The following is a 22,303-nucleotide window of genomic DNA, read 5'->3' as shown; positions in this document are numbered from 1 at the left end:
TAATTTTAATTGTAAATTTTTTCTTTTTTAATTTTTATATACTGAAAACGTCTTCTATAACTTTACGTTGTCTTGCTTTGTCTCTAGCGCTTGAACCGGGCGCTGGTACCGAATTGTATGGTCTTGAACACACCTCTAATTTTACTAAATCTAAACGCTGTGCTATGTGCCCCCAAGCCCCCATGTTTTTAGGTTCTTCTTGTGCCCAAATATACGTTTCTACATTTGAGTAACGGTTTATTATTGACTGAATTTTATCAGTATGAAGCGGGAATAATTGCTCTATTCTAACAATAGCAACATCGTTTCTGTTTTGTGTTTCTCTTTCTTCTAATAATTCATAATAGAATTTACCTGTACAGAAAACTAGTTTTTTTACTGTTTCTGGATTTATCGTATCATCAATTACTTCTTGGAATGTTCCGTTAGCTAAATCTTTTATAGATGAAACTGCTTTTGGGTGCCTTAATAAACTTTTAGGCGTGAATACAATTAATGGTTTACGGTAATCTCGCTTCATTTGCCTGCGTAACAAATGGAAGAAGTTTGCTGGTGTTGTACAATCGGCCACAATCATATTATCATTGGCACATAATTGCAAGTAGCGCTCCATTCTTGCTGATGAGTGCTCTGACCCTTGCCCTTCATAACCGTGTGGTAGCAACACCACAACACCGTTTTGTGCTTTCCATTTATCTTCGGCAGCACTTAAATACTGATCAAAAATAATTTGTGCACCATTACTAAAATCTCCAAACTGTGCTTCCCAAATGGTTAATGTGTTTGGGTTTGCCATGGCGTAACCATAATCAAAACCTAACACACCATATTCTGATAAAAACGAATTGTAAATGTACATTTCGCCTTTATTATTTGGGTTTGTATTTAATAAATTGATGCGTTCTTCGGAAATTTCATCACGTAAAATAGCGTGACGGTGACTAAAGGTACCTCGCTCAACATCTTGCCCTGAAATTCTAACATTAAAACCTTCTTCAAGTAAGCTTCCGTAGGCTAAAGTTTCAGCCATTCCCCAATCTAAAGTATCAGTTTCAAAAACCATTTTTTCTCTACCTTGAAGAATACGTTCTGCTTTACGTAAAAACTTAACACCTTCGGGCACTGTTGAAACGACTTTTGAAATGTGTTTTAAACTATCTTCGGCATATGCTGTGTTTGTTTCTTGCAACATAGCATCTAAACCACGACGTGTAAAGTCTGTCCAGCGTTCTTGCATGAACTCACGTACTTTTGAAGCATCAGCTTCTTTGGCTTTTGTGTATTCGCTTTCTAAACGCTCTTTAAATTCAGCTACAATACCTTCAGAATACGCTTTATCAATAGTTCCTTCAGCTATTAACTTATCAACATAAATTTTAAGCGGATTAGGGTGTTTTGCTATGTTTTTATATAATTTTGGTTGAGTAAATCTTGGCTCATCACCTTCATTGTGGCCGTATTTTCTATAACCCAATAAATCTATATATACATCTTTTTTGAAACGCATTCTGTAATCTAACGCCATTTCAATTGCATGCGCTACAGCTTCGGCATCATCAGCATTTACGTGCATTACTGGTGATAGTGTAACTTTTGCAACATCAGTACAATATGTGCTTGAGCGGGCATCTAGATAGTTTGTTGTAAATCCTATTTGGTTATTAACAACAATATGTATAGTACCGCCGGTTTTGTACCCGTTTAGTTTACTCATTTGTGCTACCTCATACACAATACCTTGGCCTGCAATGGCGGCATCACCGTGTACTAAAATTGGCAGAATTTTAGAGTCATCGCCGTTATAATCGTTATCTATTTTAGCGCGCGTAATACCTTCGGCAACAGGACCAACAGTTTCTAAGTGCGAAGGATTAGGCACTAAATTCATTTTTATGTTTTTACCGTTTTGGTAGGTTTTATTTAAAGTTAAACCTAGGTGGTATTTTACATCGCCATCAATATTTTGATCTTCAAAATCTTTACCTTCAAACTCACTAAAAAGTTCGTGTAATGGTTTTCTAAAAATATTAACCAATGTGCTTAACCTACCGCGGTGCGCCATACCTAGTACACACTCTTTGACACCGTATTTTTCAACAGCGTTGTAAAGTGCATTACTAATTGCTGGTATTAACGATTCGCCTCCTTCTAAAGAAAAACGTTTTTGCCCAACATATTTTGTTTGTAAAAAGTTTTCAAAATTTACAGCTTGGTTTAGTTTTGAAAGAATATACTTTTTAGTATCGGCTGAGTATTGTGGGTGATTATCGTTAACATTTAACTTGTCTTGCCACCATTTAATAACCTCAGGGTTACGCAAATACATGTATTCAACACCAATAGAATCACAATAAATTAACTCAAGGTGTTTTAATATTTCACGAAGTGTTTGTGCTTTTAAACCTAAAACTTCACCGGCATTAAAAACGGTATCTAAATCGTTTTCGGAAAGTCCGAAATTGTGAAGCTCTAAAGTTGGTTTGTAAGTACGTCTTTCTCTAACAGGGTTTGTTTTAGTAAACAAGTGCCCGCGCATTCTGTAACCATCAATAAGTTTAACAACTTGAAACTCTTTTTGAAGTTGCTCTGGCATTTGGGTAGAAACACCTTCAAGTATTTCGCCGTTTAAACCATAGCTTTCGCTACCAAAATCATACCCTTGAAAGAAAGCTCTCCAACTAGGTTCTACACTATCTGGGTTTTGTAAATATTGCTCATACAAATCGGCAAAATAAGCCGTGTGAGCTGCATTTAAAAAGGAATATCTGTCCATTATTTTTTTATCCTAACTCGTCTTAAAAAACATTCATCAAAAATACAACTTTTATAAAAATTAAGTCTTTCTTTTAAAATATTTAAAAGCTATACAGCTACTTTTAACAATTACATTCTATAAATTGTTAATTATTCAATCTTTTTCAATGGTTTTTAGTAAAAATTACATATTTACCAAGAGAATTGACAAATTACGCAATAATAATTTTAAATTTTAACAAATAGAACAAACTATCCTTTAACAGTCTTCTAACATTTGAAATTGACATTTATCATAATTTTTAGTTTTTTATGTTTTTAAATTTGCTAGAAAACCAGCAAGCAGCTTATGAAATCTTCACTTAAAATACTTTTTTTTATTTGCTTAACCTTTTTAGCTTGTAAAGAGAACCAACAAGAAAAAAATGGTTTTAGCTATCAAGAAAAAAAAACTGAAACTACAAATACTAATATTAAGAAAGAAGATGTTGGTTTACCACCATCAAAACAAGTACATTTAAACAACAAAGGTATTGGGCCTGTTAGCAATGTTACACTTCAAAATAATATAGACCAAACCATGGCTGCACATGGCAAAGAACGTTTTAAAAAGCTTTGTGCCGCTTGCCATAGAACTGACAAAAAGTTTATTGGTCCGGCACCAAAAGATATTTTAAAAAGACGCTCACCAGAATGGGTTATGAATTTTTTGCTTAATCCTATTGAAATGATTGAAAAAGACACACTTGCTAAAGCGTTATTTAATGAGTTTGAAGGCACCATTATGCCAAAGCAAGATGTAACCGAAGCTGATGCCAGAGCCATTTTAGAATATTTTAGAACGATGTAATTTTAATACTTATTACGAAACCACACTTTTTGCCATTCGCGTTTTAGAATGAGAAACGCTACATCTTCGGCTAGTTTAACAACATCATCACCTTGTAAAGCTTTCACGGCTTTTTCAGATACATCAACTATATAAAGTAGATTTAGGTAATCGGCAAATTTTTCTTGTATTAGTTTGTAAACAGTTTCATGTAGTACAATTTTTAAACTTGAAGGCAAGATATCTTCATGAAAATCTAAATCTATATTAGCATACAAAAAATCTTTATTAAGCTGATTTATAAGATTTTTGTACAAATTTAAGCTGTGAGCTTCTTCTATTAAATTATCAAATGATGTTGGCAGTTGCATTACACGTTACGGCGCATTAGGTTGTTACCAAAAGTTTTTAGTAGTTGTTTTTTTTCTTCTGAAATGTTTAACGTTTCTAAAACTTCAAAAGCTTTATTGGTGTAATTTTCTACTGCTTGAAGCGTTGCTTTGGCTGCTCCAGTAGATTTAAACAACTCTTTAACAACAAATATTTTTTCTTCGGTTTTTGTGGTTTCGGTGTTAAATAATTGAATGAGCCTTTGTTTTTCATTGGCATCAGCAAACTCTAAAGCTTTTAAATACAAATAGGTTTTTTTGTTTTCAATAATATCACCTCCAACTTGTTTGCCAAAGGTTTCTGGGTTTCCAAAGGCATCTAAATAATCATCTTGTAACTGAAACGCAATACCCAAATTTTGGCCAAACTTATAAATACTTTGTTGGTTACCCGCATTAGCTTCAGCAATAATTGCTCCCATTTGCATTGCAGCTGCCACTAAAACCGCCGTTTTATATTCAATCATTGTTAAATATTCTGCAATGGTTACATCGTTTCTTGTTTCAAAATCTACATCATATTGCTGGCCTTCGCAAACTTGCAATGCGGTTTTGCTAAATAATTTTGTAAGTGCTTTAAACGTACTATCATCATAATCTTCAAAAAGCTGGTAAGCTAAAATTAGCATAGCATCACCAGACAAAATACCAGTATTTATATTCCATTTTTCATGTACGGTTACTTTACCTCTTCGTAAAGGCGCATCATCCATAATATCATCATGTACTAGTGTGAAATTATGAAACACCTCAACAGCCATGGCGGCTTTTAAAGCTTTTTGGTAATTGCCATTAAAAATATCGGCACACATAAGCGTTAAAACGGGTCTTAAGCGTTTACCGCCCAACCCTAGAATATAGTTTACCGGATTGTATAAACCTGCAGGTTGCTTTTCAAAACTATTCGATTTTAAATAATTTAAAAAAGCTTCTTGGTATTTTTCTATTGATAACATGCAACAAAAATAAATTAATTAGCCGTATTAAATACACTTAAGGTAAAGTTAGTGTTAAAAAAAAGTAAAACTTAGGAAACTTTTTTTGTTTTTTAAGTTTCCTAAAGTATTTTTGCGCCACTTATGAGAGAAAAAATTATAGATAAAGCCACAAATTTGTTTTTAACACTTGGTTTTAAAAGCGTTACAATGGATGATATTGCTAATGAAATGGGCATATCAAAAAAAACCATTTACGTACATTTTGCCAATAAAACCAAATTGGTTGAAGCCGTAACGTTTTCGGTGTTTGAAAATATTTGCCAAGGTATTGATGGTATTTATAACACATCGGCCAACCCAATTGAAGAACTGTACGATATTAAATTGTTTGTTTTACAGCATTTAAAAAACGAAAAAACTTCACCACAATACCAATTAAAAAAATACTATGTTAATATTTTTAATCAATTAAAAGTTAAACAGTTTAATAAAATGTTTGGCTCTGTAAAAAATAGCCTTGAAAAAGGTGTAAAAACAGGTTTGTTCAGAGATAGCATTAACATAGATTTTATTGCAAGAATGTACTACAACGGTATGATGGGTATAAAAGACGAAACGCTTTTTCCTTCAACAGAATATGACATGGAGTACCTTATTGAAAGTTATTTAGAGTACCACTTAAGAGCCATTGTTACCAGCAAAGGTTTTGAAATATTAAACAAATACATAAAGTCAAATCAATCATAAAAACATGAAAAACCAGTTCGTAATATTTTTTAGTTTTCTATGTGCATATGGCGTTTTTGCCCAAGAAAATAAACATAGTTTTTCTTTGCAAGAAGCCATAAATTATGCTTTAGAAAACAACCGAACCATTAAAAATGCTGAACTTGATGTTTTAGCAGCTAAACAACAAGTTTGGGAAACTACCGCACGCGGTTTACCTCAAATTAATGGTAAAGTAGATTATTCTATTAACATAAAAACTCCTTTTGATATTAATAGCTTACCTGAAGATGATCCTTTTAGGTTTCTATTTCCAAAGCATAATGTAACACCAAGCATCACTTTAAACCAGTTACTTTTTGATGGCGGCTATATTGTTGGTTTACAGTCTAACAAAGTATTTTTAGAAATATCAAAAAATGCTAAAAACAAAACCATAAACACTATAGAAAACAATGTAGTTAGTGCTTATAACAACGCTTTACTAACTAAAGAGAGTATTGTTATTACAAAAAACAACATCAATGTTTTAACTAAAAACTTAAACGAAACTCAAAAAATATTTGAAAATGGTTTAACCGAAGAAGAAGATGTTGAACAACTACAACTAACCCTATCTAGCTTAGAAAACAACTTACGAAGTTTAGAAACTCTGTTTGATATTTCAAAAGGTTATTTAAAAATATTATTAGGTATTAACCAAAACGAAACAATATCACTTACTGATACTTTAGACAATTTAGTAATAGAAAACATAGCATTAAACTTAATTAGTGATACGCACCAAGTAAGCAATAACATTGATTATAAAATAGCTTTAAATGATGTAGAAAGCAAACGATTAGAGTATAAACTAGAAAAATCTGAACAACTACCAAAGCTCAACGCCTTTGTTACTTCCAATTATTTAGGTTACAGCAATTCATTTTCAAACTACTTTAAACCAGAGCAAGAATGGTTATTTACAACCGCCGGTGGTATAACGCTAACAGTGCCAATTTTCACATCGTTTGGAGGTAAAGCCCGAAGAGAACGCGCAAAAATTCAATGGGATATAGCCAAAAACAATTTAATTGATACTGAAAACCAATTGGCTATTGAATTTAAAAATGCAAAAAACGACTACCAATTAGCTATAGACACCTATAATAACAAACAAAAAAACCTAAAGCTTGCCGAAAAAATAGAACGCAAAAACACCATAAAATACAAAGAAGGTATTGCTAGTAGCTTTGATTTAAGACAAGCACAAACGCAACTTTACGCTAGCCAACAAGAGTACTTACAAGCTATTATTGATGTAATTAACAAAAAAGCAACACTAAAAAACTTATTAAACCTAAAACAATAACCCATCATGAAATATATTTATTTAACTGTATTTAGCGCCATAATATTAACATCTTGTGGTGGAGATAAAAAACAATCTGTTGAAGATGTTATTGCTTCAAAAGACTTAGATCTTATAAGAAAAAAGAAAAACGAACTTGATGTTGCTGCTCAAGAAATTTCGGCGCAATTAAAACAACTTGAAAAAGAAATTAAAGTTTTAGATCCGTTAGAAAAATTACCGTTAATAACAACCTTTACAGCAAAAGAAACCGTTTTTAACCACTTTGTTGAATTACAAGGCAACGTTAGCACAAAACAAAACGTGGTTATTTACCCTGAATATTCTGGATTACTTACCAAAGTATACGTAAAAGACGGACAAAAAGTTAGCAAAGGGCAAATATTAGCTAAAATTGATGATGGCGGCTTAAGCCAACAATTAGCGCAGTTAAAAATTCAAACAGATTTAGCCAAAACAACCTTTGAGCGACAAGAAAGACTTTGGAATCAAAAAATAGGTAGTGAAATTCAATATTTACAAGCAAAATCGGCTTTCGAAGCGCAAGAACAAGCCGTTAGCCAACTACAACAACAAGTAGGTAAAACACTAGTTAGAGCACCTTTTACAGGCACAATTGATGATGTAATTACTGAAGAAGGTACCGTTGTAGCCCCAGGGCAATCAATGCTTTTCAGAATTGTAAACCTACAAGATATGTATATTGAAACTGATGTGCCAGAACGCTACATTTCAAACGTTGTGCCTGGTAAAAATGTAGAAGTAGAGTTTCCTATTTTAGGCACAACCATTGATGCTAAAATTCGTCAAGCAGGAAATTTTATCAATCCCGCTAACCGAACTTTTAAAGCTGAAGTTGCCATAAAAAACAAAGACAACAACATAAAACCCAACCTTACTGCAAAATTAAAGGTGAATGATTATACCAGCGAAAACGCCATTTTAATTAAACAAAGTATTATTTCTGAAAACGCTGAAGGCGAACAATACGTTTACATTATTTCAGATAAAAAAGATGCTATGGCAAAAGCAAAACGTGTAATAATTAAAACCGGCAAAACACAAGGTGATAATATTGAAGTGCTTTCTGGCTTAAAAAGCGGCGATGAAATTATTGATGAAGGCGCAAGAAGTGTAAAAGACGGACAGGATGTAAAAATTCTATCTATTCAAGCCTAAATTCAAAAAACGTCTAAAAATCATAGACCAATGACAAAAAAGAAAAACAATAAACAAGTAGATAAAGAATTTGGGTTATCATCTTGGGCTATAAACAACAAAACAACCATGTATGTTTTAATTGCACTCATTCTATTTTTAGGTGCAAGCGCATACTTTAGCATGCCTAGAGAAAATTTCCCTGAAATTAAAGAAACTAAAATATACATTAGTTCAATATATCCTGGAAATACTGCCGAAGATATTGAAAAACTAATAACAGACCCTATTGAAGATAAGCTAAAAACTGTTAGTAATGTTATTGAAATAACCTCAACATCACAAGAAGATTACTCAATAGTTGTAGTTGAATTTGATGAAAAAATAAGTGTTGAAGCAGCAAAACAAAAGGTAAAAGACGAGGTAGATTCTGAAACTGCTGGCGAAGATTGGCCAACATTTAACGGCGCTAAGGTAGAACCCAATGTGTTCGATTTAAGTATGTCTGAAGAAATACCCATTTTAAACATTAACATTTCTGGAGATTACCCTGTTGGTAAACTAAAAGAATTTGGCGAGTATTTAGAAGACGAAATTGAAAGTTTACTAGAAATTAAACAAGTTGATATTCGTGGGGCACAAGAAAAAGAAGTTGAAGTAGCTGTTGATATTTACAAAATGATGGCAGCACAAGTAAGCTTTGATGATATAATAAACACCATTAACAGAGAAAACGTAACCATGTCTGCCGGTAATTTAATTAGCAGTGGCCAACGCAGAACCATTAGAATTATTGGTGAAATTGAAAACCCAAGCGAATTAGAAAACTTTGTTGTAAAATCTGAAAACAACAACGCTATTTACCTAAAAGATGTAGCTAAAGTAAGTTTTAAGGACGAAGACAAAACCACTTACGCCCGCGAGTTTGGTCATGAAGTTGTAATGCTAGATGTTAAAAAACGTGCCGGTGAAAACATGGTAGATGCCGCCGAAAAAATTCGTGTTATAGTTGATGATGCCATTGAAAACGTATTCCCACCAGATTTAACCGTAACCATTGCTAACGATCAATCATCAAAAACCATTGGTCAAGTTGATGATTTAGTAAACAACATCATATTTGGTATTATACTGGTTGTAACTGTTTTAATGTTCTTTTTAGGCTTTAAAAACGCACTTTTTGTTGGTTTTGCCATACCAATGTCTATGTTCATGTCTTTAATGATTTTGAATATGTTTGGCTACACCATGAATACCATGATATTATTTGGTTTAATTATGGGCTTAGGTATGTTGGTAGATAATGGTATTGTAGTTGTTGAAAACGTATACCGTTTAATGGATGAAGAAGGTATGAGCAGAGTTGAAGCCGCCAAAAAAGGTATAGGCGAAATAGCATTTCCTATCATTATTTCAACAGCCACAACAGTGGCAGCTTTTATTCCGTTAGGCTTATGGCCGGGTGTTATGGGACAATTCATGATATATTTCCCCATAACATTATCTGTTGTTTTAGGCTCGTCATTATTTGTTGCCATCTTTTTCAACTCGGTTATGGTATCTGAATTCATGACAACAGAAGATAAAGATATGCCGCTAAAAAATATCATAAAAATATCAGCCATTGTTGGCGGCATTGGCTTACTCATATTAATTTTTGGCGGTGCATACCGTGGCCTTGGTACTTTAATGATTGTTACCGTAATTATGCTATGGTTTTACCGTTTGTTATTAAGAAATTGGGCAAATGCATTTCAAAATAAAATACTACCGGTTTGGGAACGTTGGTATGAAAAATCATTACGTTTTGCCTTAAGCGGAAAAAAACCTGTAATTATAGCTGTTGGCACATTTGTATTGTTAATTATTGCCTTTATGGGTTTTGGAGCTTCTGTAGGAAGTCAACGTACAAAAGTTGAGTTTTTCCCTGATAATACACCAAACCAAATTATAGTTTATATTGAATACCCTGAAGGTACAGATATTAAAAAAACTAACGCTATTACTAAAGAAATAGAGCAACGTGTTTATGCAATTATAAACCAAGATGCTTATATGAATGGCGATTTTAATTTTTTAACTGAAAGTGCTGTATCACAAGTTGGCGAAGGTGCCGGAAACCCACAAACCGATGGTGGTTCGCAAGCCGAAATGCCTCACCGTGGTAAAATTACAGCTACCATGCGCGAGTACAAATTTAGAGATGGCGCAGATAGTAACGTGCTGCTTAAAAAAGTACAAGAAAACTTAAAAGATATTTATCCGGGTGTTGCTATTTCTGTTGAAAAAGATGCTGTTGGTCCGCCTGCTGGTTACCCCATAAACGTTGAGCTTGAAGGCGAAGATTATGCAGAATTAATTACAACTGCCGAAAAAATGCGCGATTTCATCAACACTAAAAATATTCAAGGTATTGATGAACTTAAAATTGATGTAAACAAATCTAAACCATCAATGCAAGTAACCATTGACAGAAAAAAAGCAGGTGAATTAGGTGTAAATGCCGGACAAGTAGGCCAACAATTACGTAATTCTATCTTTGGTGCCAAAGCAGGCATTTACAAAAAAGACGGTGAAGATTATGATATTTACGTGCGTTTTAATGAAGAAAACCGCTATAACACCAGCGCACTTTTTAATCAGAAAATAACGTTTAGAGACATGGCTTCTGGCCAGATTAAAGAAATACCCGTTTCAACCGTAGCTAAACAAAGCAATAGCTCTGGTTTTAGTGCCATTAAGCATAAAGATGTAAAGCGTGTTGTAACGCTTTATTCGGCATTAGCTCCTGGTTATACTGATGCTGCTGCCATTGTTTCAAAAATACAAGATGAAATGGATGGTTTTACTGAAAAACCTGATGGCGTTAAAATAGATTACACCGGGCAAATTGAAGAACAAAATAAACAAATGGCCTTTTTAATGGGTGCATTTTTCACAGGGCTTGGTTTAATATTCTTCATATTAATATTTCAGTTTAACTCCATCTCAAAACCGGGTATTATTATGCTAGCCATATTTTTAAGTTTAATTGGTGTATTTGGTGGTATTGTTGCTACAGGAAGCTCATTTGTAATTATGATGACCATGATGGGTATTATATCATTAGCCGGTATTGTTGTAAATAACGGTGTTGTTTTACTAGATTATACACAACTTTTAATTGATAGAAAAAAGGTAGCGCATGATTTAGAAGAAAACGCATACATACCTAACAACGAACTTTTAGAAGCTATTGTTAAAGGCGGTAAAGCGCGTTTACGCCCTGTATTATTAACGGCTATTACCACTATTTTGGGGCTAATACCATTAGCTACTGGTTTAAACATAAACTTCTTTACATTGTTTAGTGAATTTAATCCGCATATTTACATGGGTGGTGATAATGTTATTTTCTGGGGACCATTAGCTTGGACCGTTATTTACGGATTATTTGTAGCAACATTTTTAACCCTTATTGTTGTGCCAATTTTATTTTACTTAGTAACTAAATTTAAAATGTGGTTATACAAAGACAGAGTATTTGAAGATTTAAACACAGAAAAACACGTGTTTAATATGGATAAAAGACTTGAAGAAGCTTAATTAGCTCATACTTAAAAACAAAAAAAGCGGTGTATTTTACACCGCTTTTTTTTTAAATATTATTAACTAAAACTTAAAAGTTAAACCAGCATTAATTGTTGTTCCATTAAAGCCAAATTGGTTTACTTCCCATGGGTATCTAAAACGTCCACCCAAATCTGTAACAACATCACCTTTTGTATCAATTTCATCAGGGTAAACATCTAATAAATTATTTGCAGTAATATTTGCCGATAACTTTTCACTAAAGGTATAATTAACACCTAAATCTGTAATTACCTTTCCTGCAAATGTTTGATCTTTATCTATATCTGTAGCATGTTGCCACGTTACCTCTCCAAAATAAGTGTTATTCAACATAAAGTTCCATTTATTTAACTCATAATTAAAACCTAATAAAATTTTAGATTTTGGTCTTGCTGAAATTATTCTAGATTGTTCCTTTCTGTTAAATATTTCATAGCCATTTGCTGCTAATAAAGCAGGCGTTTCTATATCTCCCTCAATTTTTGTTTCGTTAAAGTTTGCAGAAAGTGTAGCTTCTAAAAAACCATTTCCTAGTTCAATATTATTATAGTTAAGTACTACATCTACACCGGTAGTAGATGTATTTACTGCATTTACAAAGAATTTTAAACTGGTAATAGAATTATCTAGCAACACTTGTTCTACAGGGTTTGTGGTTCCTGTATTGGCATCAAATCCAATTTCACCAGTAAATAAAACACGATCATCAACCTTTACGTTATAAAAATCTACTGATGCTGAAAAATTACTATCAAACTTATACGTTATACCTGCAGAAATATTTTTAGATGTTTCAGCTGTTAATTGTGGTACTCCTAAACCTTCTCTAATAACAGGATCTACATTATTAAAGGTTCCTTGATTAGAAATTGTTCCGCCAGAAACTAAGGTTTGAATATTACTTAAATAAATTTGATGAAGTGAAGGTGCTCTAAAACCAGTACTGTATGAACCTCTAACAGCACCTTTATCTCCTAATAAATATCTAGCATTTACTTTCCAAGAAGTGTTTTCACCAAAATCACTAAAATCTTCATACCTTAAAGCAGCTCCAATTAAAAATGCATCAGACACATCCCACTCTACATCACCATAAACACCAAAATTATCTCTTGTAGCTCTTACCTCATTTGATGGTTGTAGCCCTGGAAACGATTGTGCGCCTCCGCCAAAATAAGATTCAGATTGACCTGCTTTAGCCGTAAAACGTTCCCCTCTAACTTCTGCACCAAATGCTAAATTAACTGTACCAAAACTTCTAGAAAAATCTAAATTAGCTAAAGTAGTGCTAAACGTATAAGCTCCTACATCAAAAGAAGTTGGGCTATTAGCTCCTAAATCTGGGTTTAAACTATTATTAACTTCATAATCTACAGCGTTTCTTCCAAACGTTCCACTTATATCCATATTAAAACCAAACAACTCACTTCTTATACCTGCAGTCATATTATTATCTCTAATATCTGTTTCAAAAGTTGGTTGAAATCCTTGATATTCTGTTCCTGCCTCATGAAGCAAATTATGAGGGTCTTGTATCCAATACGGGGTTCTGTATAATGCAAAACTTTTTCCTTTTCTATAGGTTAAGCCTCCAAAAGTATAAAACTCACCTTTTCCATTGTTAAAAGGCAATTCACTATTTAAAAACACGTCAAATTTTTTCAGTTCAGGCTGCCCTACTGTCATACCTAAATCTGGATTTTCAGATAACCATTGCCCCCAAGTAGGATCGTTAGCAGGCACTCCAAACAAACTATCTTCACCAGGCGTTCCTGCTCTGTTAGTTTCTTCTTGCTCATAGTAGCCCACAGTAATATTAAAAAACTCTCCATTATCACCGTTTATAGCGGTATTTAAATCTACACCAAAATTAAAACCGTCGCCTTCAGTGGTAATGCCAGATTTAGCGTTTACAGTTGTGTAGTCTACTCCTTTCTTTAACACCATATTAATAACACCCGCGATGGCATCTGAACCATATTGGGCAGAAGCTCCATCTCTTAAAACCTCAATTCTTTCAATGGCTGCTGCAGGAATACTTTTTAAATCTACACCTACTTCTCCTTTTCCTGGCGTATCATTTATGTAAACTAAAGCACTTTGGTTTTTTCTTTTACCATTAACCAAAACTAATGTTCTACTTGGCCCTAAACCTCTTAAATCTGCAGGATCAAAATGTGCCGTTGCATCTGAAACTGTTTGGTTTGTTGAGTTAAATGAAGGTACTTTATAAGTTAACATTTTATCTATAGTAGGTTGCCCTGTATTTGTAAGCTCATCAGCTCCAATATTATCTATTGGTACTGGAGAATCTAGTATTGTTCTTGGCTTAGCTCTATTACCTACCAGAACAACAGCATCTAACGCTACACCAGACTGTAGTGTAACATTTACAGTACTGCCTGAAACAGTAACTTCTTGAGTTTCATAACCCACATAAGAAAATACCAAAACGTCTCCTATGTTACATTTAATAATATAATTACCATCAAAATCTGATGTTGTTCCTGTGTTAGTACCTTTAACAATAACAGACACTCCCGGTACAGGACCAGTATCATCACTAACTTTTCCTTTTATTTCAGATTGAGCTAACGCAACTTGTGTTGCTATTAAGAAAAAAATAAAAGCATTAATTTTTTTAATCATAATATTTCATTTTTGGTTAATTAATACAAACTTAATAGCAAAATAGTTATTTTTTTTTATTACTATCAATGTTTAGTTGTTTTTTTTAAACATACATCAATACGCTTTCTTTTAAGAATTATAAGCATTTAGTTAAAAAGCAATCTGTTATATAGAAATTTTAATATTAAATTTGCATTTCAATTTTTTAGCAATGTATAGAAGTCATAACTGCGGCCAATTAAGAGCTGAACACATAAATAAAGAAGTAACCCTAGCTGGTTGGGTACAAAAATCTAGAGACAAAGGTTTTATTGTATGGGTAGATTTAAGAGACCGTTACGGTATTACCCAATTAGTTTTTGATGAAGAACGCACCTCAAAAGAATTAATAGAAAAAGCACAAAACTTAGGCAGAGAATTTGTAATTCAAGCCAAAGGAATTGTTGTTGAGCGCGCATCAAAAAACGCCAATATACCTACTGGTGATATTGAAATTTTAGTTTCAGAATTAAACATTCTAAACACAGCTATTTTACCGCCTTTTACTATTGAAGATGACACTGATGGTGGTGAAGAATTACGCATGAAATACCGCTACCTAGACATTAGAAGAAATCCTGTAAAAAACAGTTTAATATTTAGGCACAAAGTAACCCAAGAAGTTAGAAACTACTTATCTAACCAAGGGTTTATTGAGGTTGAAACACCTTATTTAATAAAATCTACACCTGAAGGTGCACGCGATTTTGTGGTACCATCACGCATGAATGAAGGTGAATTTTACGCCTTACCACAATCTCCTCAAACCTTTAAGCAATTGCTTATGGTTGGCGGCATGGATAAATATTTTCAAATTGTAAAATGTTTTAGAGACGAAGATTTACGCGCAGACAGACAACCAGAATTCACACAAATAGATTGTGAAATGGCCTTTATTGAGCAAGAAGATATTTTAAATGCTTTTGAAGGTTTAACACGCCACTTACTTAAACAAATTAACGGTGTTGAAGTTGATAAATTCCCAAGAATACAATACGATGACGCCATGCGTTTATACGGAAACGACAAACCAGATATTAGGTTTGGAATGGAATTTGGAGAATTAAACGACGTTGCTAAACATAAAGATTTTAATGTATTTAACAATGCTGAATTAGTTGTTGGTATTGCAGTACCTAGAGGAAACAGTTATACCCGTAAAGAAATTGATAAATTAATAGATTGGGTAAAGCGTCCGCAAATAGATGCTTTAGGTATGGTGTATTGTAGATGTAATGATGATGGCACGTTCAAATCATCTGTTGATAAATTCTACAACCAAGACGATTTAGCCAAATGGGCTGAAGCCACTGGAGCCAAAGCTGGTGATTTAATTTGTGTACTTTCAGGAAACACTAATAAAGTACGTGCGCAACTAAGCGCATTACGCATGGAATTAGCTGAGCGTTTAGGATTACGTAAACCAAACGAATTTGCACCACTATGGGTAATGGATTTTCCGTTATTAGAATGGGATGAAGAAACAGAACGCTACCACGCTATGCACCACCCATTTACATCACCAAAACCAGAACAAATTGAATTATTAAAAACAGATCCAGGAGCAGTAAAAGCCAATGCTTACGATTTAGTTTTAAACGGTAACGAAATTGGAGGCGGTTCTATAAGAATTCATGATAAAGCAACCCAAGCATTAATGTTTGATTATTTAGGATTTACCGAAGAAGAAGCTAAAGCACAATTTGGCTTTTTAATGGATGCCTTTCAATACGGAGCACCTCCACACGGTGGTTTAGCCTTTGGTTTAGATAGATTGGTTGCTATTTTAGGCGGACAAGAAACTATTAGAGATTTTATTGCATTCCCTAAAAACAACTCTGGTCGAGATGTAATGATAGATGCTCCTGCACCAATTGATGATGAACAACTAGAAGAATTAAGCTTAAAACTTAATATAAAATCATAACAAAAAAATCCTGCTTTGCGCAGGATTTTTTAGTAATTTTAAAAATGCCTTTAAACGCTAAAAGCCTTTTACGAAAATTTTTAATTTGGAGATACAAACATGTTTCTGAACGCCAGTTTATTTACATGCTTAGTATTTTAGTTGGCTTTTTGGCAGGTATGGGTACCGTGGTTTTAAAAAACCTAACGCATTATATTAGGTATTTTTTCAACTTATATATTTTTAAAGATTACCAAAGTTCACTGTATTTTATACTGCCAATAATTGGACTTTTATTGGTTTATATTATAAAACAAACATGGTTAAAAAAGCATATTGGCCACGGCATCTCAACAACACTACATGCTATTTCTAAACTTAATGGAATTATTCCAAGATATAATATTTATGCAGGTTTAATTACCGCGCCGCTTACGGTTGGTTTTGGTGGCTCAGTAGGTTTGCAAGGTCCTGCTGTAAGCGTTGGTGCTGCTTTAGGATCAAATGCAGCGCGTTTATTTCATATGAATGCAAAAATACGCATGTTACTTATTGGTTGTGCCGCTACAGGCGCTATGGCTTCTATGTTTAAAGCACCCATTGCGGCTATAGTTTTTGCTATTGAAATTTTTACTTTAGATATTGCTTTCACATCATTAATTCCGCTATTATTAGCTTCTGTTTCAGCAGTGGTTACATCATATTTCTTTTTAGGTACCGATGTTTTATTACGATTTGAACTTATAGACAAATTTCAAATTAATGATATTCTGTTTTACATTGTGCTTGGTTTAGTTACAGGCCTTATGTCTGTTTATTTTTCAAAAGTATTTTTTTCAATCACTAATTTTTTCAAACAATTTGAAAGTAGAGCAAAACGGTTACTAATTGGCGGTTTAGCCATTGGTACTATGCTTTATATTATTCCGCCACTTTATGGTGAAGGTTACGGAATTATGAATAACCTTTTAAAAGGCGACCACTTAGCAGCTATTGGCGAAACGCCCTTTAATTTAGATTTAAACAATATCTGGATTATTATTGCACTACTTTTTGGCATTACCCTTTTTAAAGCCATTGCCATGACAACTACCTTTGGTGCTGGTGGTGTTGGTGGTGTTTTTATTCCAACATTGGTAATGGGTAGCGCACTTGGTAACGCATTTGCCAAAGTAATTAACAACATTGGTTTTGGGTTTCATGTATCAGAATCTAACTTTACATTACTTGGCATGACGGGTTTAATGGCTGGCGTACTGCATGCTCCACTAACAGCTATTTTCTTAATTGCCGAAATTACCGGTGGTTATGAATTATTTGTACCCCTAATGTTGGTATCTACCATTTCATTTGCCATTACAAAATATTATGTTTCACATTCAATTTACACATTGAAATTAGCAAATCGTGGTGAATTAATAACACACAATAAAGACCAAAATGTTTTAATGATGTTAGAAATTGACAAAGTAATTGAAAACAACTTTGTTATTTTAACACCTGAAATGACGCTGGAACACATTCTTAAAAATGCGGTAGCAAAATCATCTAGAAATCATTTTCCTGTAGTAAGTGAACACAATGAATTTTTAGGTGTTATTAGACTTGATGATATTAGACACATGATGTTTAATACAGATTTATATAATAAAGTAAACGCCGAAAGCCTTATGCATGCCGATGCTGGTATTATTAATTATGATGAAGATTCTATGAATGATATTATGATGAAATTTAAAACCTCTGGCGCTTGGAATTTACCCGTTATAAAAGGTGGTAAATACTATGGCTACATATCAAAATCTAAATTATTAAGTGCTTATCGTCGTCAACTATTAAACGTAACACATTAAAATGAAACAACTTACACTTGTGCTTTTTTTAATTTCTGTGGCTTTAATAGCTACAGGTTTTTTAACTAATTTAGATTATTCGCAAAAGCTTGTTGGCTTTGGGGTGGTAGTTCTTTTTTTAGGTGTTTTTCCGCTGTTTTCTTATTACCGTTGGAAAGATAAAGACGTTAAAGACTATATGCTAACAAAGGAAAACTTAGATAAAATGCGTGAATCTCAAGAGGATAATAAACATTAATCTTTTAAATCTTGTGAGACCCTTAAATAAGTTCAGGCTAACTAAATCAATTCAAATTACGTTTTGTTACAAAAAAACGTTTTAATAATTCGCTAGCTTCTTCAGCTAAAACACCGCCTTCAATTTTAGTTTTAGGATGCAATTTGGTATTCATATTAATACAACCGCGCTCTAAATCTCTAGCACCATAAACTACTCTAGAAATTTGGCTCCAATACAAGGCACCGGCACACATTTGGCATGGCTCTAAAGTGACATACATGGTGCAGTTTTGCAAATACTTACCACCTAAAAAATTAGCAGCAGCTGTAATGGCTTGCATTTCGGCATGAGCCGTAACATCGTTTAACATTTCGGTTAAATTATGTCCGCGTGCAATTACCTTATCATCAATTACAATAACAGCGCCCACGGGTATTTCTCCTTTTTCAAAAGCTATTTCAGCTTCTTGTAAGGCCTTCTTCATAAAATAAGTATCATCAAAAGGTTGTATCATAATGTCAAAAATACAATTTCAATCTTTACTTTTGCTGTGTGCAAAAACAATTATTAGAAAATATAAACTCACCTAAAGACTTACGCGCTTTAACGTTGGCAGATTTACCAAACCTTGCCAAAGAGTTGCGCCAGTTTATAATAAACATTGTGGCAACAAAAGAAGGCCATTTAGGTGCTAGTTTAGGCGTGGTTGAACTTACTATTGCGCTACATTATGTTTTTAACACACCCAAAGATTTATTAATTTGGGATGTTGGCCACCAAGCTTATGGCCATAAAATTTTAACAGGTAGAAAAGCGGTTTTTGAAACCAATAGACAATTGGGTGGCATTAGCGGTTTTCCAAAGCGTGATGAAAGTGTTTATGACACGTTTGGCGTTGGGCACTCATCAACCTCAATTTCTGCGGCATTGGGTATGGCTATTGCTTCAAAATTAAAAGGCGAAAACAAACATCATATTGCTGTAATTGGCGATGCCTCTATTGCTAGCGGTATGGCTTTTGAAGGCTTAAATCATGCCGGTGTTACGAATGCCAATTTATTAGTGATTTTAAATGATAATGCCATTGGTATAGACCCTAGCGTTGGGGCTTTAAAACAATATTTAACCAATGTTAAAAAAGGCACTAATAAACGTAACAATATTATTGAAGCCTTAAATTTTGACTATTCAGGACCTATTGACGGGCATGACATAAACAAAATTGTATCTGAACTAGAACGATTAAAACACGTTGAAGGCCCAAAATTACTTCATATAATTACCACCAAAGGCAAAGGTTTAAAACAAGCTGAAAAAGACCAAGTTAAATACCACGCACCAGGAAAATTTAATGCAAAAACGGGTGATTTAATTATAAAATCTAACATTAAAGAACCGCCAAAATACCAAGATGTTTTTGGACATACTATTGTTGAATTAGCCAGAGAAAACAAAAAGATTATTGGTATAACGCCCGCAATGCCAACTGGAAGTTCCTTAAAATATATGATGGAACAAATTCCAGACAGAGCCTTTGATGTTGGTATTGCCGAACAACACGCCGTAACTCTTGCTGCTGGTATGGCAACCCAAGGTTTAATTCCGTTTTGCAACATTTACTCTACGTTTTTACAGCGGGCTTATGACCAAGTAATTCACGATGTTGCTTTACAAAAATTACCAGTTATTTTTTGTTTAGACCGTGCTGGTTTGGTTGGTGAAGATGGCGCTACACACCACGGCGTTTTTGATTTGGCGTATTTAAGATGCATACCAAACCTTATTATTTTTGCCCCTAGAAATGAAGTTGAATTACGCAACATTATGTACACGGCGCAATTGGGTTTAGAATTTCCTATTGCTATAAGATATCCGCGTGGTAGAGGTAATACGTTAAATTGGAAACAACCATTTTCTAAAATTGAAATTGGTAAAGGCATTACTTTAAAACAAGGTAAAGATTTAGCAATTTTAAGTATTGGAACTATAGCTAAAAATGTTGCTGATGCCACAGAAAGCTTAAATGTTTCTCATTATGATATGCGTTTTTTAAAACCTTTAGATGAAAATTTACTGCATAACATTTTAAAAGAACACCACACAATTATAACTGTTGAAGATGGCACAATTAAAGGTGGCTTAGGCAGTGCTATTTTAGAATTTTCTGCTGAACACAATTACCAAAACACCATTAAAACTTTAGGTGTTCCTGATAATTTTATAGAGCATGGTAAGGTTGAAACTTTACAAAAACTAATTGGTTTAGATGTTGATAGTTTGAAAACTGAATTTAGCAAACACACACCGCGTTAGGGATTGAGGCATTTGTTGAAGCTCACCGACGTAGGAGGTAGCGACTGCCGAAAGCCCGCCCTGATAAGGGAACGCCCAACCTATTGTTACTATTTACTTAAAAAAATGACTAACTTTTTGTGGCAATTAAAAAGTGACGCCCTCTATGGTTTTAAAATTTAAGATTGCTTTACTATCGGATAGTAATGACACGTAATGACACACTGCCAGCAGCCTATTGTAAAGAGATTCATTGGTAAAATCTATAGTTTTTGGCAGTCCTTTTAAAATAAGCTTATCGTAGTTTGATGCTTTACCAGCAAAACTGTTGTTTACCGCATTGGTGTAAACGCCTAATAGTTTGTTTATTATTTGGTAGCCGGCTATTTCTTTATTTATAACCTCTTCAGATTGGTAAATTTTATCTACACTTATTTTTATAATATCGTTTATTTGTGCTTGGTAACTGCTTTTATCTAACAAAGCGCAATCAAAATTTCCTTTTAAAATGGCGTCTTCGTGTTGCATAAAAATATGGGCCGCTTCATCAATTAAAGTACCAATTGCTAGAGCTCTTAAATAACCTATGCGCTCTTGTTTACTAGATAGTTTATAATAATTTTCGGGTTTTATGTTGTTTCTTATAATTTTAGACATGTACTCTAAGGCGTATTCTTCTTCAATTAAACCTAGGTTTATACCGTCTTCAAAATCTATTATAGTGTAGCAAATATCATCGGCAGCTTCTACTAAAAATGCTAATGGATGGCGTGCGTAACTCATGCTGGTTTCGCTTCGTTTAAGCAAACCTAAATCTTCTGCAACATTTTGAAAAAGGGCTGTTTCAGATTGAAAAAACCCATATTTTTTATCGGCTATATGTTTTGTTGGTTTTTTAGGTAACGATGTTTTAGGGTATTTCATAAAAGCACCTAAAGTTGCATAACTAAGCCTTAAATTATTTTGGGTTATTATTTTGAAACCGTTGGCGTTTCCTTCAAAATCACATAAATCTTGGTATTCTTCACTTGTTAAATGTGCTTTATATTGTTGCCCATTACCGGTTTTAAAAAACTCGCCAATAGCCTTTTCACCTGAGTGCCCAAAGGGCGGATTACCAATATCATGAGCTAAAGCTGCTGCGGCAACAATAGCACCAAAATCGTTTATTGTATAACCGTGTACTTCTTTTAAGTGCGGGTATTTTTCTAAAAGCTTTTGCCCTACTTTACGCCCTAATGAACGGCCAACAACGCTAACCTCTAAACTATGTGTTAAGCGTGTGTGCACAAAATCTGTTTGAGATAGTGGTATTACTTGTGTTTTATCTTGCAGGCTTCTAAACTCTTGCGAAAATATAATACGGTCATAATCAACCTCAAAACCTACACGTGTTTGGTCTTGTTCTTTCCGTAAGCGTTTGTTAGTATCGCCAAAGCGTTTTAAAGAGAGTAATTGTTCCCAGTTCATAGTTATTTGGTTAAAGCTTTGGCAAGATAAAGAAATTAACTAAAAATAAAACCTTAAACTTCTTAACATTAGCGTAACATAAAAATGAAATAGCATTAACAATTTGGTAACATTGAAATGTAAGAAATATAGGTT

Annotated in this window: 15 protein-coding genes; 9 read left to right on the top strand and 6 right to left on the bottom strand. The window is 33.6% G+C overall.

Going from position 1 to position 22,303, the window contains the following annotated elements; translation table 11 throughout:
* Positions 1-34: 34 nt before the first annotated feature.
* A complete protein-coding gene (locus ACYX4H_RS06790; protein ID WP_476238460.1) occupies positions 35-2,773 on the bottom strand; it encodes a 2-oxoglutarate dehydrogenase E1 component in 2,739 nt (912 codons plus the stop codon).
* 330 nt (positions 2,774-3,103) lie between these two features.
* Between ACYX4H_RS06790 and ACYX4H_RS06785 the strand changes: the two genes are divergently transcribed.
* Positions 3,104-3,604: a c-type cytochrome gene (locus tag ACYX4H_RS06785; protein ID WP_476238459.1), complete on the top strand. Its 501-nt coding sequence runs from the start codon at positions 3,104-3,106 to the stop codon at positions 3,602-3,604.
* Between the two features lie 2 nt (positions 3,605-3,606).
* Here ACYX4H_RS06785 and ACYX4H_RS06780 read toward each other — a convergent pair whose 3' ends face one another.
* Positions 3,607-3,954, bottom strand: coding sequence for a hypothetical protein (locus ACYX4H_RS06780; protein ID WP_476238457.1), 348 nt, complete (start codon positions 3,952-3,954; stop codon positions 3,607-3,609).
* Positions 3,954-4,928 (bottom strand): polyprenyl synthetase family protein, encoded by a 975-nt coding sequence (locus ACYX4H_RS06775; protein ID WP_476238456.1) that lies wholly within the window; start codon positions 4,926-4,928, stop codon positions 3,954-3,956. The genes ACYX4H_RS06780 and ACYX4H_RS06775 overlap by 1 nt, the downstream gene beginning before the upstream one ends.
* A 123-nt stretch (positions 4,929-5,051) precedes the next feature.
* Between ACYX4H_RS06775 and ACYX4H_RS06770 the strand changes: the two genes are divergently transcribed.
* Genes ACYX4H_RS06770 through ACYX4H_RS06755 form a run of 4 tightly spaced genes read left to right on the top strand, consistent with a single transcriptional unit; the run spans position 5,052 to position 11,730 of the window.
* Positions 5,052-5,657, top strand: a complete 606-nt coding sequence (locus ACYX4H_RS06770; protein WP_476238455.1) for a TetR/AcrR family transcriptional regulator — start codon at positions 5,052-5,054, stop codon at positions 5,655-5,657.
* 4 nt (positions 5,658-5,661) lie between these two features.
* On the top strand, positions 5,662-6,987 hold the full coding sequence (locus ACYX4H_RS06765; protein ID WP_476238454.1) for a TolC family protein: 1,326 nt from the start codon (positions 5,662-5,664) through the stop codon (positions 6,985-6,987).
* Between the two features lie 6 nt (positions 6,988-6,993).
* On the top strand, positions 6,994-8,166 hold the full coding sequence (locus tag ACYX4H_RS06760) for an efflux RND transporter periplasmic adaptor subunit (protein WP_476238453.1): 1,173 nt from the start codon (positions 6,994-6,996) through the stop codon (positions 8,164-8,166).
* A gap of 30 nt (positions 8,167-8,196) precedes the next feature.
* A complete protein-coding gene (locus ACYX4H_RS06755; RefSeq protein WP_476238451.1) occupies positions 8,197-11,730 on the top strand; it encodes an efflux RND transporter permease subunit in 3,534 nt (1,177 codons plus the stop codon).
* 66 nt (positions 11,731-11,796) lie between these two features.
* Here the strand turns inward: ACYX4H_RS06755 and ACYX4H_RS06750 are convergent, their stop codons facing one another.
* Positions 11,797-14,406, bottom strand: a complete 2,610-nt coding sequence (locus ACYX4H_RS06750; protein WP_476238450.1) for a TonB-dependent receptor — start codon at positions 14,404-14,406, stop codon at positions 11,797-11,799.
* A 193-nt stretch (positions 14,407-14,599) separates the two neighbouring features.
* Here ACYX4H_RS06750 and aspS point away from each other — a divergent pair, with 193 nt between their 5' ends.
* From aspS to ACYX4H_RS06735, 3 genes are read left to right on the top strand one after another with little or no spacing between them, the layout of a single operon-like run.
* Positions 14,600-16,354 (top strand): aspartate--tRNA ligase, encoded by a 1,755-nt coding sequence (gene aspS / locus ACYX4H_RS06745; RefSeq protein ID WP_476238449.1) that lies wholly within the window; start codon positions 14,600-14,602, stop codon positions 16,352-16,354.
* Positions 16,355-16,398: 44 nt separating this feature from the next.
* The gene (locus tag ACYX4H_RS06740; protein ID WP_476238448.1) at positions 16,399-18,186 is read left to right on the top strand and encodes a chloride channel protein; all 1,788 of its coding nucleotides are present in this window, start codon (positions 16,399-16,401) and stop codon (positions 18,184-18,186) included.
* 1 nt (position 18,187) lies between these two features.
* Positions 18,188-18,424: a hypothetical protein gene (locus ACYX4H_RS06735; RefSeq protein ID WP_476238446.1), complete on the top strand. Its 237-nt coding sequence runs from the start codon at positions 18,188-18,190 to the stop codon at positions 18,422-18,424.
* 46 nt (positions 18,425-18,470) lie between these two features.
* On the opposite strand, the gene ACYX4H_RS06730 is transcribed toward ACYX4H_RS06735, so the two are convergent.
* Positions 18,471-18,920, bottom strand: coding sequence for a nucleoside deaminase (locus tag ACYX4H_RS06730; protein ID WP_476238444.1), 450 nt, complete (start codon positions 18,918-18,920; stop codon positions 18,471-18,473).
* 38 nt (positions 18,921-18,958) lie between these two features.
* Here ACYX4H_RS06730 and dxs point away from each other — a divergent pair, with 38 nt between their 5' ends.
* Positions 18,959-20,719 (top strand): 1-deoxy-D-xylulose-5-phosphate synthase, encoded by a 1,761-nt coding sequence (gene dxs / locus ACYX4H_RS06725; RefSeq protein WP_476238442.1) that lies wholly within the window; start codon positions 18,959-18,961, stop codon positions 20,717-20,719.
* A 126-nt stretch (positions 20,720-20,845) separates the two neighbouring features.
* Here dxs and dgt read toward each other — a convergent pair whose 3' ends face one another.
* Positions 20,846-22,168, bottom strand: a complete 1,323-nt coding sequence (gene dgt, locus ACYX4H_RS06720; RefSeq protein WP_476238441.1) for a dGTP triphosphohydrolase — start codon at positions 22,166-22,168, stop codon at positions 20,846-20,848.
* Positions 22,169-22,303 lie beyond the last annotated feature (135 nt).

Source organism: Seonamhaeicola sp. ABD4_340 (assembly GCF_056312135.1).
Note: the sequence above shows the minus strand (reverse complement) of the source record. Positions and strands in the feature narration are given on the sequence as shown.